Here is a 13,721-nt window from a genome sequence, read left to right as displayed (position 1 = left end):
GTATTTTGGCAGGAATCCGTTTCCGGTATTCCTGCCAAAATGCTTGTTGGTGACATATCCCCAAACCCCTGAGATCATCACCTGCGGTGATGGCTGCGCGTTCCGTTGGAACGCTGAAAACCGAAAGCAGAAGGAAAACTATTGCCGCGACTTCTGCGATTCCTTCTGCGGTTCCCGTCCGGTAGGAATGTCCAGCAAATGCTCCACATTTGCCCGGATATTATAAAGCTCCTTCATATCGGCTCTGGCCTGTTTGTAAGAAGAATAGGCTTTCCGTTTCTGTTCCAGAAGTCCGGCATATTCCTCACGCAGAGATTTGACGGAGGGCAGCTTTGTAATCCCAACCTCGTCAAAGTGTTTCTTCGCCGCCTGGTGCAGAAGGATTTCCGTCTCATGCACCGCACGGAATTTTTTGCTGTACCCGGCTTTCCGGTACTCCACATAGGCCGCCCGCGTCTTGGCATAATTTACGATCTGTTTCTGCAGCTCCCCGTTGGCGGCCATCTGTGATTCCAGTTCCTTGATCTGTACCGACAGCGCATTGAAGCTGGCGGTAGCGGCATCTGATTTTTTCTGCAAATCCTCATAGCTCATATCGCCATGCTCTTTGAGATAGATTACCGCCTGGGAAAGCTGCTTTAAGTTGAACACCTTCGCCCAGCGTTCATACCCCGGCCCTTTGCCGGAACGGACCGCCGCCTCAATGTCCACCAGCAGTCCGACTTTGGAAACTGGCTTTTGGGGAGAGATACGGCGCGGTTTCACCGTCCGGATGCCGGCGATCCGTTCTCTGATGGCCTGCTCGGTATAGTCGCCCTTTAGCGTATCACACCGGGTATATCTATCTTCCGGTGACAGGCGAAAACGGAGGTACTTCCGCTCCCGGTTGACTTCGATCCCGGCCGCCTCCAGCTTCTTCAAAAGTTCTTCAAAGTCCTTCGGCTTTTCCTCCAGGGCAGCATCGATGGCCCAGCGTAGCTGCTCCTGATGGGAAGGCTGTTTCTGACTTCCCATCCATGTGCCGTAGTGGTTGCGGCTGGGCTTCGGATTCTCTACAATGGAAAGCCCATGCTCCAGGCACAGCTTGTCATTCATGCGCCGGATCGCCCAGGTGGAACCCCAGAAGTTGCGGAATTTTTTCTGACAGTCCAGCGTGGTAGAATTTATGATGATGTGGTTATGGACATGGTGTTTATCCACATGGGTGCAGACAACAAAAGCATGGTTTTCCTTCGTCAGTTTTAGTGCCAGCTCCCGCCCGATCTGGTTCGCTTCTTCTGGCGTGACCTCGCCGGGCTTGAACGCCTGCCGGAGATGGTAGGCAATCACATCATCCGCGCCCCGGTTACGTCCGGTCAGGTTCGCATACTGCCGTTTGGATAAAAGAAACTCCGCATCGGCGGTTCGGGTGTCACACTCATAACCATAAATGAATTTTCCAAAATCGGTTTTCTGCGGATTCTCTACGTAGTCAATGATGTCTGCAATCGCCGTGGAAACATCCCGGCCTTTACCGACATGCAGCGGCATGAGCCGTGTGGTCGCCATCCCATCACCCCCTTACTGTAAAACCGGCTCTGTTATCGTGTCTGTTCTTTTTTCATTTTCGGTTTGTCGCTGTGAGCCGCCTGCTGCCCGGCATGTTTGCCCAGACTGTCATGTATGGAAGGCTTTTCACCTTGTTCCTGAGTAAGCTCCTGTTGGGTCAGTTTCCGATATGTGTCCATACCGGGAATCAGTGAAAGGCTGCGTCCATTGTCCCAGGCAACCCCAATCTGGCCTATGTCATCCACATACTTGACAGTTCCACGGGTGCCAGCGGGCACCGGGGCATAGGGATCATCCATATGCTGCAACAAAATCCGGGTATTCGGTGGGTAGGTCTGACGTATAAACTCCACTTGGTTACGGCTCGTAAACTCTTGATTCATCTTGAAATCCTCCTTTGCAATGTCTCTGGCTTGGGTAAGAAATAAATCCATTAGTCCTGGATGGCTACGGTCTACCACAAAGGAAACATTCCTGTCATATCCGAAACCGTCCTTATCTTCACAGACCGGGATTGTCTGCGCCCAGGCTTTGTTATCACGGGAAATTCGCCCGTCATGTTCTTTCTGCCGGACCGTGTTGGCAAGGACATAGAAAATCCGGCCAGGATCAAATTGTTGTAAGACCTGCTGCACACATGCGGGGCCTAAACGGTTATCCCGGTAGTTGTCCGCAATGGCCTGTTCGATTGCCTCTTTACACGCAATGTTTGCCTTGTGGGAAGCACGGTACTGATCCAGCTCCCCATGCTCATGCGCATAGGTGGCAGAATGAAAATAAATTGGCGTTGTATCTTTCAATCAAATCCCTCCAATCAAAAAGCTGCCATAGCAGACAGCCATAATTATAGAAAAAGGGCGGGGCTGCCAATGAGCCCCGCCGAAACTGTTTAACCAAATACGAAATCCTTTAACGCGCTGTTTGCGCCTCCGATGATCCCCACCAGCCAGGCCGCCGCCATTGGCAGACCGTAGGGGCTGATCAGGAACGCGATCACCAGCCATGAAAGCCCCGGCCAGAACCCGGCTGCAAAGAACAGCGCCAGCGCCGCCAGAAATACGATCCCCGATAGAATCCCCAGCACAGCGCCGGAAACGACCACCAGGAATTTACACACCAGATAGAGAATCCCCGTAACCAGTACAAAGGGAAGTGCCAGTAATTTACCAATCAGACGCATACGCCCGCCTCCTTTCAAAGAGAAACATATTGTCCCTCTATCAAAATTCTACCGTGCCGGTTGCCGGAAAGCAACGGCGTTTTTTTCCTGTTTACGAAATGTTCGCAAATCCCCGCAGCAGCTTATCCATGCCATCCCATAAACTGTCCAGGCGTGTGCGCAGATCGTCCACGTCGGCAGCGTAAATACTGCCGGTCTCATTGGCACGCCGGGTGTACTGGTTCAGGTTATTGGAGCAAATGCGAAGGAGCCGTATCATTTCCTGAATGTCGCTCATATCCAGATGGATGATATAACCGTCCACCGCCATCTTGCGCAGATATGCGGAGAGGTTGGTAATGCCAAGTTCCGCCATGCGTTCTTTTACCAGTTCGGCCTCCGGTTCGGACATGACAAATTCGACACGGACGGATTTTTTGTTATGCCCGGCCTTCATCGTTCAGGCTCCTTTTTATGGGAAGGCGGTTTCCGGGTGAAAGCGGCTACCGCCTGCACCTCTTTCAGTTTCCCCCGCAGTGTGCTCTTTTTCAGGCTATCCATATATTCCTGAATATCACCGGGCTTTGCATGGTAATCCCGCTTAACGTGCTCCCGCCGCAGGATTGTTTGTAATTCCCGCTCACTTTCCGGCAGCCAGGTCACACATTTGGAAGTTCCATGCTCTGCCTTAAACATGTTAATCTGCTGTATATAGGAATCATAGGGGAATACCGCCTGTGTACCATCCTGGAACAATACTGATACTTTTTCAATCGCACAGGACAGCAGCTTGACCCGTTCCACATGGGCGTGATAATCGAGAGGCCAGATACAGCCGGTGACTTTCCCGTCCTGTATGCCGTCCAGTTGGATTGCATACGCCAGGATAGAATCTTTCGTCTGCTCATGGTAAAACCGCCACACCTTATTTTCGTGGCTGTCCTGCAGGTAAACATCCCTTTCCCATAAACAGTAAGTGCCGCAGGTCCTGGACATCCATAAAAGCTGTTCATTTTCTCCATTTCTGCAAGCCGCAAGATTTTGTATCAGTTCCTTGTCAATATCAAAATCGTCCTTATAATGCTGCGTGTGCAGCTCTACAACCTTCCCTAAAAAGTCCAGCACATCCACGCCCTCAAATTTTACCGCGCCCATCAGCGTTCCCTTTCCGGCACAGGCGGCGCTGCCTGTTTCGCCTCATGCTCCGGGCGTTCCGCTTTCAGCCGCTCCATCAGGGAAGGTTTTTCCTCCGGCAAAGTCTCCGGTGCAAGCTCCCGGATTTCCTCATAGGTCTGGCCGTCCGTTAAGTCAGGGCGTTCCGGCGGCTCATTATTCAGCCGGCCATCCAGCATATTATAGTTTCCGGTCTGTCCTTCCTCGTAGAGTTCCGCATTACGCAGATAGCTCTCCGGCGGCTGGAAGGGCTGCCCGGCGAACAGGATTTCTCTTTGGGTGGTAAACTGTGCAAGGACGCCATTTTGCAGTCTCGCAAATTCTTCGTACTGGTGCAGGGTGAGTCCTCGTTCCAGCATTTCCGCCTGGGTATGCGCCCAGCCTTCTCCATAAAGAAAATAATACATATCGGGCTGATCACAGACAAAACACAGGGAACCGTCCTGATTGTCATAGTAAGATGGCTGCATATCCTGGTAATGGCAGCGTTCCTCATGCCCCAAATACACACGGTTGTCCGCACCCAGCATAGCGACCATACCCGCGTAATTACTATGAACCGCAGAGCGGATTTCTACCAGCGGATCTGTTTGAGAAGGAATCTGTCTGCCCGGAATCTCATTTTGTTTTTCCGCTGCATCATTTCTTGGTATCACTTCTTCATGGCTGCGTGCATCCAGCTCCGGTTGAGATGTTCCTTTCCGAACAGCACCGGGCTCCGGTTCTTTTTCTTTCACATAGTATCGGACATTTGCTGTCGTATGCTCGTTGGCTTCCTTTGCATAGTTTTCAGCAGCAGCTTTGGTATCAAACTCCAACGGTTTTCCATTTTCCTTGCACCAGCTTTGTGCCGGTCCGAAAATAGAAGTGCTGCTTCGTACTGCCCATACACCATAGGTCCGTTTCTTTTCCATTCCGCATCCCTCCTTATCGTTCCTGCTGTTTGGAAGTTTGTTGCTTTTTTACCGGGTCTGCCGGTTTTGTTGCTTTTAGCTGCTGACGGAGAGAATTCTTATGCTCCGGTTCGGAATCTGTGATGTTGACATATTCGCCAATGATACAGAGCGCTTCTCCATAACTGCCGGAAGCAAATACCCGATCAGACATTTCTTTTGCCTGTTCTTTCAAACCATGCTCCCGCAAAGTACGGGAAGCAATACCCAGCAGATTAAAAATGTTCCCATCTGCTCCGATCAGCGGACAATCCGGTTTTTCCGGCTCCGGCGAAGGCTCCCCGATAAAACCGCCTAAATAATTCGGCACAAAGTCCGACAGCCATGTGCCGCCATAGACTTCATGGGTCTGCAATCGCCACATGGCAAGTTTCCCAATGTCCAGCTTCACATTCTCAAAAGGATAGAGCAGACAGGTAAGCTCCCCATACTGGAAAGTGGAAACACCCTCAAATTTACTGCCATCCTTCAAAATGCCCGCTTCGGTGAACATCTCATTGATCCCGTCCACCCATTCCTTCAAATCCCCGCCGCAGCCCTGTAAGATCAGGCCGTCTTTGCCCTCCATGTGCCGCAGGTCATCGATTGTGATCGTATTGATATTCAAAAAATCGCCTCCTATCGTTCCTGTTGATGATTGGTTTTCTGCCGGGTGGCTTTTGCCTCCGGCTGTTTTTTTAGCTGCCTGCGGACAGAGGGTTTCTGCCCCGGTTCCCGCATATCCGTAAAAATATCGGATAACGGCTGCTCCCAGTTTTCCCCGAAGCCACGGACCACCGTGCCCGCCAGCGCGCCGTTTTCCTGAAACATTTTCAGTGTGTCAAAAGCCCGGTCAAACAGCGTGATATTTCTCTTATCTACACAGGGGGCAAAGTGGATCACCCCTTTGGGGTAGTCCCCGCCAGTGCCGATCCAGCCCCGGACAAAATTGTCATAGCCTTTTGTAATCCCGGCGTCGGCCAGTTCGTTGGCATGGCTGGAAACCATTGTACTTGTAGCTGCATACTGATAACCTAAGACCAATATGCCGGTTTTGGGGTTATACATAAAGCGCCGGTTATCAATCTGCTGTATATCAATCATCTGCCTCCTGGTATCAATCCGCATAAGCTCTTTTGTAATCGCTGTCTTTTCTATCTGCATCCCTCCCGTTTGTTTATTTGTCCGCAACTTAGACCTGTTTCGGGGCGTCAGAGTATTCTAATACAGCCACCCCTCAAACCGGGTCCCGAAAGCCTTGAAAATCAAGCCTCATTTTGGTTAAGTTGCGGACATATTACCTTTAATTTTTTCTGATCCGGCGCTTGCGTTCCCGCTCGGATTTCCGTCTGGCAAAGGTGCGGCAGGAATCCGAACAATACGCCTGGCTGGTAGTAGGCAGATAGGCTTTCCCACAAACCGGGCATGTTTTCTGTTTCAGGGAAGTGTCCTCGCCGGTAATGGCAGATTCTAGCGCCGGGTCCACCGGCAGCACCGCCTCCCGGAAGTATCGGCAGAAAGAGCCGGTCCACCATTTTTGCAGCATATAACAGGGGCAGTCTAAGGGGAGGCAGAGCCTATCCTGATTGTCATGGTTAGCGCAAAGGTCTGTTACCAGCCTTCGGATTGCTGCCCGTTCCTGTCTTGTTAATTCCCGTGAGGGCTGCCCGGTCATTTCTTTCTGCCTTTCTTAGCCGGAAATTCCAGCTTGAAATTCACATATTTTCCGCCCGTATCATCCAGCAGCACCACCGCGTCATAGGTCTTTCCCGTCTTTTCGCTGTAAAGCCCGGACATGGAAACGCGGCCCTCTTTCAGAAGGGCCGCCGCCACGGATTTTGTTATGGATTTTTTCTTGCCGGAAAAGAATTTATTGTCTTTCCACAGCGCAAAAGCACAGTCCCGGTTATCACAAAAGAATCCTTTTTTACCCTCATATACGGTTCCGCCGCAGCGGGGGCAGGTGCCGACAGCCTCACCTCCGTTTCTTTTTGCATCCGGGAAGAGGCCGGAAAAGCGTTCCTCCGGGGCGGTATGTTCCTTTACCAGCGTCCGGCTCATATCCGCAATCTGCCCCATAAAGGATTCTGCAGCCAGCTCGCCGCGTTCTACCTGCTTCAACATGGATTCCCATTCTGCGGTGAGCGTAGGCGATTTGATATTGTCCGGCAGGACCAGGATCAGGTTCGTACCTTTTTCCGTTGGAATAAGCTGCTTTTTTTTCCGATCCACAAATCCGGCAGAGACCAGTTTTTCCAGTGTAGCCGCACGAGTGGCCGGGGTGCCTAATCCTTTACGCTCGGTATCCTCCGGCATATCCCCGGCTCCGGCGGTCTCCATTGCTGCCAGAAGGGAATCCTCCGTATAGTGTTTCGGCGGGGAGGTTCTGCCCTCCCGGACGCTGGCAGAGACCGTTTCAAAAACCTGCCCCTCCTGCAGCATGGGAAGGGAAGCATCCGTACTCTCGTCATCCTCCGGTTTGGATTGTTTCAATCCCATGCGGTAGAGGCGTTCCACTTCCTTCCATCCGGCCTGCAATACGGTTTTCCCTTTTGCTGTAAAGGAATTACCCCGGCAGTCCAGGACCGCCGTCACCGCCTCGAACCGGTGCGCCTGGGCCGTGGCAGAAAGCAGCCTTGCGGCAATCAGCGTCAGTACATCCCGCTCCCCGGAAGGCAGCTCCGATAAATCCGTCCGGGCAACCTCCACCGTAGGGATAATCGCGTGATGGTCGGTGACTTTGCTGCCGTCCGTTACGCGGTCAATATCAGGTTCCCCTGTGCAGCCTTTTCCAAAGGGCATATAATCCCGCAGCCAGAGAACCAGGGAGGCGGCGGTTGCCTGCATGTCCTCAGTCAGATACTGGCTGTCCGTCCGGGGATAGGTCGCCAGTTTTTTCTCATAGAGGGATTGCACATAATCAAGGGTCTGCTGTGCCGTATAGCCATAAATGCGGTTACATTCCCGCTGCAAAGTTGTCAGGTCATACAGGCGGGGCGGCTGCACCGTCTTGACCTGCTTCTCCACGGATAGCACTAAAGCACCCTGCCCGTCACAGTCCATACAGATTTTTTCAGCTTCATTTTTCCCGGACAGCTTTTCCCCAGAGGCAGTAAAGCCGCCGCAGGTGATCTCCGGCACATAGAAGGGCTTGCTCGTAAATGCCCGAATATCTGCCTCCCGCTGTACCAGAAGGGCCAGCGTGGGCGACATGACGCGCCCCACATTCAGCGTGACGCCATACAGGACAGAGAAAAGCCGGGTGGCGTTAATACCGATCAGCCAGTCAGCCCCGGCCCGGCAGACCGCCGCGTCATAGAGCTTATCGTAGTCGCTGCCAGGACGCAGGTGCTCAAACCCGTCACGGATTGCCGCATCCTCCATACTGGAAATCCAGAGACGTTCCATCGGTTTCTTACATCCGGCGTGTTCATAGACCAGACGGAAGATCAGTTCGCCCTCCCGTCCGGCGTCCGTAGCGCATACCACGGAATCCACCCGTTTGTCTTTCATCAGCCGGCAAAGAAGGTCAAGCTGCTTTTTCTTATCCTTCGGCACTTCATATTTCCATGTTTCCGGCAGAATCGGCAGATCACCATAACGCCATCTGGCATACCGTTCCCCATAAGCCTCCGGCTGCGCCAGTTCCAGAAGGTGTCCCACGCACCAGCTTACCAGATAACCCCCGCCCTCCATGTAGCCGTCTTTTTTCTCATTCGCACCCAGAACCGCCGCCAGCGACATGGCGACGGAGGGCTTTTCCGCAATTACTAACTTCATTCCTGTAACCTCCATTTCTTTGAATTAGAAAAGGCAGCATAGCCGCTGCCCCTTATAAGCTCGGTTCCTGTTTGGTTTTCTGTCTTTCTTTTGGTGCTTTTGCCTCTCTTTCCTGTACCTGTGCTTTATTTTCGGAAAGACGTTCCAATAGTCCTTTTTCCTGTTTTCGTCCCAGGGTTTTTGCTGCCCGGTCATAATACTGCACCTTATCAGAAAGTAAATCCTCTGGCGGCACCTGGGTAGCATTCACTTCTTTTACCATATCCTCCAGTTCTTTAGTCTGCATATTCCCGTTATCCGGCACAAGGATAACTTCATGGGTCGATGATGGGAGGACATAAAAATCAGAACCAAGCAGCTCGCCGATTTTATCCAGTACGCCGTCTCTTGCCAGAACCCCGGCGCCATTTACTTTATTCTGGTTTGTCAGGATATACATAGGTATCATTTCAGATTCTAATGGTTCCGTCTGTTCAAAAAGATTCTCAGGCTTTACGGACAGCATTATTTCTGACATCACATCATCCATTGTGTATAAACAGACAGGATTCCGGGCGTTTTCTGCTGACACCGTATCGTGGTGAAGCTGCTCTGGTGTAATTCCCCAAAGATTCAACATATCATTTGTAACAACAGCGGAAGCCGTTCCGCTGCTGTCCTCCATGATCTGAATACGGTAGGTTGCCGCCAGTTCCCCACATGCGGTATGGGGTTTATCTTTCAAATATTCCTGATTCTTTTCCGGGTCGCACAGACGGATCGCAAGCAGCGGCCTGGCTGTTTCATAATCCTGAAGTCCTTTCACATCAATAGGAAGTTCCAGGCTGTTTTCCATTTTTATCTGTGCAATTTCCTTCATAATGTCGTCCATCGGGCGGCCTTTGCCAAACTGTTCCTCATAGTGTTCCAGATAAATGGACGGTACAGCCGTTTCATCATCCTTTCGGATGATAAGCCCTGTAAGAATCCGGTCATTTCCTTTGGTGACTTTTTCAAGGGTTATCTTTGCATCCTGATAGTCCACCGGCAGATATTCCCGGATATGGTTTTTGATATTTTCTGCAAATTCCTGGTTCATTCGTTTTCCTCCCGTTTCCTGTTTTCTAACCATTCATCTTCCTGCTTTCCCGTCTGCAAAAGACACATCAGCACAACGCCGGCAGACATTCCCCCGGTGAATGTAAGAAAGTGTGTAATCATGTTCCACATAAAAAATCCTCCTAAAAAATAGGTAAAGAAAAACGCCCACCGAAAAGTGAGCGCATCATCAAGTATCAGTTATCCATTTTTTCATTTTCTTTTCGCAATGGGTTGGCCTGGCAGAACAATCTCCCCGACAGGGATTTCCCGCAGTACCTTTTTCATCTGGTGGGCAAACCGGATTGTCCTCACCGTGCCGCCTTTTTCCCTCCCGTCATACACAGCGATCACCCGGTCTGAGTGTTCCACCATGTAGCGGTTCCGGTGGGAATAGACGCTGGGGTGGTATTCCTCCTGCATGACAACAACATCCGCGCAAGCCTCCAGCATTTCATAAGTCCGGCCCTTTGCCATCAGGCTGTCCAGACGCTTTTGATAGGGAATGACAGCAATCAGCTCCAGCGCCGGATTTGTCTTTTTTTTCTCCAGCACAATCTCGGCAAAATACTGGTCCACGCCGTCTGCGAAACCGCTCATAAAGCGGGTAAACCCGTCTGCAACCGCTGAATCAATTTCACGCCGCAGGGCGGTCTTTACATGGTTAATCTCTTTCTGGGGTAAATCCCTGTGTCCGGTGACACAGCAGGTCTTTCCTTCCATTTTTATTCCTCCGTCCGATAGGTATTATTCTTCACTTTCCATATTGTAATAGATTTAATTTAGCAAGTCAACGAAAACACCCTTTTTCCCTTTGCGAATAATACAAGGGCGTGAGGTACAATCTATTACAGAATGGGAGGTGAAGGCGATGTATGAAGATTTTGTCCCGGAACGGCTGGCAAAGCTGCGGACACAGAAAGGCGTATCTGCGCGCGATATGTCTCTATCGTTAGGACAGGCAAACAACTACATCAACAACATTGAAAACAAAAAGTCACTTCCCGCCATGCAGTCTTTTTTCTATATCTGTGAATACCTGGGTGTAACACCGCAGGAATTCTTTGATGAGGGTAACACCTGCCCCGAAGCCTTGCGGGAATTTATCGCAGAGGCGAAACAGCTCGACTCCAAATCCATGCAGTATATCCTCGGTATTATGAAAGAACTCAATAGCAGAAAGTAAGCGGTCACGGTGCTGGCCGCTTTATTTGTAAATTTTTTTCGTACCCCTTGCATAAATCCCTCAAAGTGGATATACTATAAGTAAGAAAGTAAGAATTTCTTACTTTCAAACTTAAAGCAAAGGAGATGATCGTATGCTGGCCGAATTGCGTCAAAAAGCCCAGGTCACAATTCCAAGAGAAATCATTGTCAAACTCGGTCTGTCCGAAGGCGATAAACTGGACATCTTCGAGAAGGACGGTTCCATCTGCATCATGCCGGTGGTTGTCTACCCCAAAAAATATTTAAGCGAGCTTAAAGAAGAAATCGGGGATGTAAAAGCAAAAATCGCATCCGGGGAGCAGCCTGTCTTTGACAGCGTGGACGCCCTGTTTGACAAATTGGAGGCGGAATGATGGCGTATGAGTTTACCTTTACGCCCCGTTTCCAAAAGCATTTTAAGGGTCTGACCGTACAGGAGAAGAAGCAGCTTAAAAACAAGCTGGAACTTTTGGCCGAAAATCCTTCCCATCCGTCGCTGCGCACTAAACGCATCCAGGGAACCACGGATCTTTTTGAGTGCAGCGTCAACATGGACATCCGCATTATCTGGTATTACGAAGGCGACAAAATGATTATCCTGGTGGACGTAGGGCACCACGACATATTAAAGCAGTTTTAAGCAGCAGGGCGGTACGCTATGACAGTGTACCGCCTTTTGCTGCCTTCTGCCTTTCTTTTATTGTACCCTGCAATCTTCCTGATATGCCCAATCTCACTACCGGCGATAATTCCCTAATTACTCTCTAAAAGTCACTTTTTTATTTTCCTGTACTTCCAAATCCGCCTGTGCCGCGCTGCTCGCCAAGTTCGGTAACAAAATCCGCGATCACAACCGGGGTGATCACAAGCTGGCCCACGCGGGAGCCTTTGGAAAGCTCCTGCGTCTGATTGCTTACATTACTGATGATCGCATGGATTTCCCCACGGTAGCCGGAATCCACAGGAGGCAGTTCACAGACCAGCCCTTTTACCGCCATGCTGGTACGTGGGAACACATAGCCCGCATAGCCGTCCGGCACTTCAATCCCGAATCCAAGAGGAACCTTTGCGATCTCTCCCGGCTGCAAAGTACAGTCATAGGGCATGTAAACATCCGCGCCGGCATCGTTCCCATGCGGACGGAAAGGGCGGCGGCCCTCCGGCACGCCAAAGTCAATCAATTTGATCTTCATGCGCGCCTCCTTCCGAAAGTGCCGGATAGTCCGCTTTCAGAAGATCCTCCGGCGTTATATCCGCGTCTATTTTTCTGCCGCAGGCCATTTTCCCCTCCAGGCATTTGTCCCGTTGGCAGAACGATCCTGTAAGGCCAGGGGCAAACAGCGCCGGGCTTAAGGTATAAAGCTCCTGCCAGATTTTCAAAAGTACGATCCGGGTTTCGTCCGTATTGCGCCGGCATACCCGCTGGCCGATGATGTGTTTCCACTGATAGGGCGTGGCGCTGATAATCAGCACATTCCGAAGCCCCTGGGGTGTGGCATAGCCCGCCGCGTCATGGCCGATTCCCTCGGCACACAGCTTTTCGTAACAGTCCATACCTTCGTGACAGCTTTTTAAGTACAGTTCCCGGACCGCAGCCGGGGCGGCCAGAATCTCATAGGGTACGGCAAAATCCGCCTGCCCCGCATAATTGCTGTACTGTAAGGACGCGCTCATAAACTTTACTTCGTTCTGATGGCGCGTGATCTGCGACAGGAACCGCCTGCTTGCCCCCACAACAGCAACGGTGATCACCGCAAATTTCTGAACCGTGGGGTGCGGAAGGCCGCTGATTGCCGCCACGGTATTTTCGCTGAATGATTTTTCATAAAGAGCCATCAGATCATCCATTGTGGCAATCCGGTGGCCCCTTTGCGTGAGCCGGGCGGCAAAGACCATGTTTTTCTCGGCCTCTGCAATCGCCTGACAGTTTAATATTTTTACTTCAATCCGTTTGATTGGTATGTCCCTCCTTTACAATAGCTTTCAGTAAGAACAGATAGTTGAGACTGTCTGTGATCTTTTCATTCCATGTACTTAAATCGTAATCCGTATCATCGTCAAAGCACATGTCATACAGGGAAACGATATGCTTCGCCAGCATCCCGGCAAGGGCACGCTCCGGCGTGGTGTGCTGTAAAGCTGCCGCCGCCTTAAAAGCCCCCAGCCGGTCCGTATCGTCCCCGGTGTATTCTTTGGTTTTCTTTTGCAGAGTGTCAGCGCAGAGCTGCACCTGCTCGTCAAATACGGCATTGACTTCCTTTTGTGTGATATGGCATCCCTCCTTTGAAAATGAACTGTCCCGAATTTTGTCTATTATTCGGGACAAATTTATATAAAGTTCCCGGCATTATGCGCTGGGAAGGTAGATCCAGTCGTGCATCAGGCACACGCTGGGTTCGTCCTCCCTGGGAACCAGGCGGTAGGTACATTCCCCGTACACGGTCCGTTTGTCCTCAATCTCCATGCCATACGCCTTATAGAAGCGGTATTCCAGGTTGGAAATGATACAGCGGAGCGTCTGCAGCGCCTCCCGCTGTGAGGTCACGATCAAATCCCGGTCAATGCTGCGCTTTAAGAACAGCAGGGATTTATAAAGCTGTACCTCTGTCCGGTAAGGGCGGCAGTTCATATGTTCCAGCCAGTTGCTAAAGGCTACCGGCCCGCTCTGGATCACATCACGCTCCGGGTGGTAATACTCGTAGCAGTCCAGGTTTGCCGTGTTCAAAAGATAGAGCATTTCCCGGACCTCATTTTCCGGCATATCATAGAACCGCAAAAGGGAGCGGTACAGATGGACGTAGCCGGGTATTGGAATAATGGCATTCACCATAGAAAAATCCTCCTAA

The 13,721-nt window shown here is 51.0% G+C and carries 20 protein-coding genes; 3 read left to right on the top strand and 17 right to left on the bottom strand.

Going from position 1 to position 13,721, the window contains the following annotated elements; genetic code table 11:
- Window positions 1-138: 138 nt before the first annotated feature.
- From NQ534_RS06070 to NQ534_RS06010, 13 genes are all read right to left on the bottom strand, one after another.
- Window positions 139-1,548, bottom strand: coding sequence for a relaxase/mobilization nuclease domain-containing protein (locus tag NQ534_RS06070; protein ID WP_006861319.1), 1,410 nt, complete (start codon window positions 1,546-1,548; stop codon window positions 139-141).
- Between the two features lie 32 nt (window positions 1,549-1,580).
- Complete coding sequence (locus NQ534_RS06065) at window positions 1,581-2,348, bottom strand: DUF3849 domain-containing protein (protein WP_006861318.1); 768 nt, start codon at window positions 2,346-2,348, stop codon at window positions 1,581-1,583.
- A gap of 89 nt (window positions 2,349-2,437) precedes the next feature.
- Window positions 2,438-2,728, bottom strand: coding sequence for a CD1845 family protein (locus NQ534_RS06060; RefSeq protein ID WP_006861317.1), 291 nt, complete (start codon window positions 2,726-2,728; stop codon window positions 2,438-2,440).
- Between the two features lie 91 nt (window positions 2,729-2,819).
- Entirely contained in the window at window positions 2,820-3,164 is a 345-nt protein-coding gene (locus tag NQ534_RS06055) for a plasmid mobilization protein (RefSeq protein ID WP_006861316.1), read from the bottom strand.
- Window positions 3,161-3,862 carry a hypothetical protein gene (locus NQ534_RS06050; protein ID WP_006861315.1) on the bottom strand — a complete coding sequence of 234 codons (702 nt, stop codon included), beginning with the start codon at window positions 3,860-3,862 and terminating at the stop codon, window positions 3,161-3,163. Before NQ534_RS06050 ends, NQ534_RS06055 begins: the two co-directional genes overlap by 4 nt.
- A complete protein-coding gene (locus NQ534_RS06045) occupies window positions 3,862-4,794 on the bottom strand; it encodes a DUF4316 domain-containing protein (protein ID WP_006861314.1) in 933 nt (310 codons plus the stop codon). Before NQ534_RS06045 ends, NQ534_RS06050 begins: the two co-directional genes overlap by 1 nt.
- Before the next feature lie 13 nt (window positions 4,795-4,807).
- Window positions 4,808-5,401, bottom strand: a complete 594-nt coding sequence (locus NQ534_RS06040) for a hypothetical protein (RefSeq protein WP_006861313.1) — start codon at window positions 5,399-5,401, stop codon at window positions 4,808-4,810.
- A 50-nt stretch (window positions 5,402-5,451) separates the two neighbouring features.
- On the bottom strand, window positions 5,452-5,976 hold the full coding sequence (locus tag NQ534_RS06035) for a hypothetical protein (RefSeq protein WP_006861312.1): 525 nt from the start codon (window positions 5,974-5,976) through the stop codon (window positions 5,452-5,454).
- A gap of 139 nt (window positions 5,977-6,115) precedes the next feature.
- Window positions 6,116-6,487 (bottom strand): cysteine-rich VLP protein, encoded by a 372-nt coding sequence (locus NQ534_RS06030; RefSeq protein WP_040782657.1) that lies wholly within the window; start codon window positions 6,485-6,487, stop codon window positions 6,116-6,118.
- Window positions 6,484-8,592: a DNA topoisomerase 3 gene (locus NQ534_RS06025; RefSeq protein ID WP_040782654.1), complete on the bottom strand. Its 2,109-nt coding sequence runs from the start codon at window positions 8,590-8,592 to the stop codon at window positions 6,484-6,486. The genes NQ534_RS06030 and NQ534_RS06025 overlap by 4 nt, the downstream gene beginning before the upstream one ends.
- A gap of 52 nt (window positions 8,593-8,644) precedes the next feature.
- A complete protein-coding gene (locus NQ534_RS06020; protein WP_006861309.1) occupies window positions 8,645-9,670 on the bottom strand; it encodes a DUF5688 family protein in 1,026 nt (341 codons plus the stop codon).
- Window positions 9,667-9,801: a DUF3789 domain-containing protein gene (locus tag NQ534_RS06015; RefSeq protein WP_006861308.1), complete on the bottom strand. Its 135-nt coding sequence runs from the start codon at window positions 9,799-9,801 to the stop codon at window positions 9,667-9,669. The genes NQ534_RS06020 and NQ534_RS06015 overlap by 4 nt, the downstream gene beginning before the upstream one ends.
- 81 nt (window positions 9,802-9,882) lie before the next feature.
- On the bottom strand, window positions 9,883-10,392 hold the full coding sequence (locus tag NQ534_RS06010) for an SLOG family protein (protein WP_006861307.1): 510 nt from the start codon (window positions 10,390-10,392) through the stop codon (window positions 9,883-9,885).
- Window positions 10,393-10,540: 148 nt separating this feature from the next.
- On the opposite strand from NQ534_RS06010, the gene NQ534_RS06005 reads away from it, so the two are divergent.
- The 3 genes from NQ534_RS06005 to NQ534_RS05995 all read left to right on the top strand — a co-directional run bounded on the left by NQ534_RS06005 (window position 10,541) and on the right by NQ534_RS05995 (window position 11,515).
- Complete coding sequence (locus NQ534_RS06005; protein WP_033143530.1) at window positions 10,541-10,855, top strand: helix-turn-helix domain-containing protein; 315 nt, start codon at window positions 10,541-10,543, stop codon at window positions 10,853-10,855.
- Window positions 10,856-10,988: 133 nt separating this feature from the next.
- Window positions 10,989-11,249: an AbrB/MazE/SpoVT family DNA-binding domain-containing protein gene (locus NQ534_RS06000; RefSeq protein ID WP_006861305.1), complete on the top strand. Its 261-nt coding sequence runs from the start codon at window positions 10,989-10,991 to the stop codon at window positions 11,247-11,249.
- Window positions 11,246-11,515: a type II toxin-antitoxin system RelE/ParE family toxin gene (locus NQ534_RS05995; RefSeq protein WP_006861304.1), complete on the top strand. Its 270-nt coding sequence runs from the start codon at window positions 11,246-11,248 to the stop codon at window positions 11,513-11,515. Before NQ534_RS06000 ends, NQ534_RS05995 begins: the two co-directional genes overlap by 4 nt.
- Window positions 11,516-11,654: 139 nt before the next feature.
- Here the strand turns inward: NQ534_RS05995 and NQ534_RS05990 are convergent, their stop codons facing one another.
- From NQ534_RS05990 to NQ534_RS05975, 4 genes are read right to left on the bottom strand one after another with little or no spacing between them, the layout of a single operon-like run.
- A complete protein-coding gene (locus NQ534_RS05990; protein ID WP_006861303.1) occupies window positions 11,655-12,068 on the bottom strand; it encodes a dUTP diphosphatase in 414 nt (137 codons plus the stop codon).
- Window positions 12,049-12,771 (bottom strand): FAD-dependent thymidylate synthase, encoded by a 723-nt coding sequence (locus tag NQ534_RS05985; protein ID WP_006861302.1) that lies wholly within the window; start codon window positions 12,769-12,771, stop codon window positions 12,049-12,051. The genes NQ534_RS05990 and NQ534_RS05985 overlap by 20 nt, the downstream gene beginning before the upstream one ends.
- A 46-nt stretch (window positions 12,772-12,817) precedes the next feature.
- Window positions 12,818-13,201: a hypothetical protein gene (locus NQ534_RS05980; protein ID WP_006861301.1), complete on the bottom strand. Its 384-nt coding sequence runs from the start codon at window positions 13,199-13,201 to the stop codon at window positions 12,818-12,820.
- A gap of 21 nt (window positions 13,202-13,222) precedes the next feature.
- Window positions 13,223-13,705 carry a hypothetical protein gene (locus NQ534_RS05975; RefSeq protein ID WP_006861300.1) on the bottom strand — a complete coding sequence of 161 codons (483 nt, stop codon included), beginning with the start codon at window positions 13,703-13,705 and terminating at the stop codon, window positions 13,223-13,225.
- Window positions 13,706-13,721 lie beyond the last annotated feature (16 nt).

The sequence above is a fragment of the Marvinbryantia formatexigens DSM 14469 genome (assembly GCF_025148285.1).
Classification (GTDB): domain Bacteria; phylum Bacillota; class Clostridia; order Lachnospirales; family Lachnospiraceae; genus Marvinbryantia; species Marvinbryantia formatexigens.
This window is presented reverse-complemented; position numbering and strand designations above follow the sequence as displayed.

Excerpts from the sequence above, each read along its gene's own strand:
- NQ534_RS06070 (WP_006861319.1), bottom strand. The coding sequence starts at position 1,548 with ATGGCGACCACACGGCTCATGCCGCTGCATGTCGGTAAAGGCCGGGAT.
- NQ534_RS06060 (WP_006861317.1), bottom strand. The coding sequence starts at position 2,728 with ATGCGTCTGATTGGTAAATTACTGGCACTTCCCTTTGTACTGGTTACG.
- NQ534_RS06055 (WP_006861316.1), bottom strand. The coding sequence starts at position 3,164 with ATGAAGGCCGGGCATAACAAAAAATCCGTCCGTGTCGAATTTGTCATG.
- NQ534_RS06050 (WP_006861315.1), bottom strand. The coding sequence starts at position 3,862 with ATGGGCGCGGTAAAATTTGAGGGCGTGGATGTGCTGGACTTTTTAGGG.
- NQ534_RS06045 (WP_006861314.1), bottom strand. The coding sequence starts at position 4,794 with ATGGAAAAGAAACGGACCTATGGTGTATGGGCAGTACGAAGCAGCACT.
- NQ534_RS06040 (WP_006861313.1), bottom strand. The coding sequence starts at position 5,401 with ATGGAGGGCAAAGACGGCCTGATCTTACAGGGCTGCGGCGGGGATTTG.
- NQ534_RS06035 (WP_006861312.1), bottom strand. The coding sequence starts at position 5,976 with ATGCAGATAGAAAAGACAGCGATTACAAAAGAGCTTATGCGGATTGAT.
- NQ534_RS06030 (WP_040782657.1), bottom strand. The coding sequence starts at position 6,487 with ATGACCGGGCAGCCCTCACGGGAATTAACAAGACAGGAACGGGCAGCA.
- NQ534_RS06025 (WP_040782654.1), bottom strand. The coding sequence starts at position 8,592 with ATGAAGTTAGTAATTGCGGAAAAGCCCTCCGTCGCCATGTCGCTGGCG.
- NQ534_RS06020 (WP_006861309.1), bottom strand. The coding sequence starts at position 9,670 with ATGAACCAGGAATTTGCAGAAAATATCAAAAACCATATCCGGGAATAT.
- NQ534_RS06015 (WP_006861308.1), bottom strand. The coding sequence starts at position 9,801 with ATGTGGAACATGATTACACACTTTCTTACATTCACCGGGGGAATGTCT.
- NQ534_RS06010 (WP_006861307.1), bottom strand. The coding sequence starts at position 10,392 with ATGGAAGGAAAGACCTGCTGTGTCACCGGACACAGGGATTTACCCCAG.
- NQ534_RS06005 (WP_033143530.1), top strand. The coding sequence starts at position 10,541 with ATGTATGAAGATTTTGTCCCGGAACGGCTGGCAAAGCTGCGGACACAG.
- NQ534_RS06000 (WP_006861305.1), top strand. The coding sequence starts at position 10,989 with ATGCTGGCCGAATTGCGTCAAAAAGCCCAGGTCACAATTCCAAGAGAA.
- NQ534_RS05995 (WP_006861304.1), top strand. The coding sequence starts at position 11,246 with ATGATGGCGTATGAGTTTACCTTTACGCCCCGTTTCCAAAAGCATTTT.
- NQ534_RS05990 (WP_006861303.1), bottom strand. The coding sequence starts at position 12,068 with ATGAAGATCAAATTGATTGACTTTGGCGTGCCGGAGGGCCGCCGCCCT.
- NQ534_RS05985 (WP_006861302.1), bottom strand. The coding sequence starts at position 12,771 with ATGGTCTTTGCCGCCCGGCTCACGCAAAGGGGCCACCGGATTGCCACA.
- NQ534_RS05975 (WP_006861300.1), bottom strand. The coding sequence starts at position 13,705 with ATGGTGAATGCCATTATTCCAATACCCGGCTACGTCCATCTGTACCGC.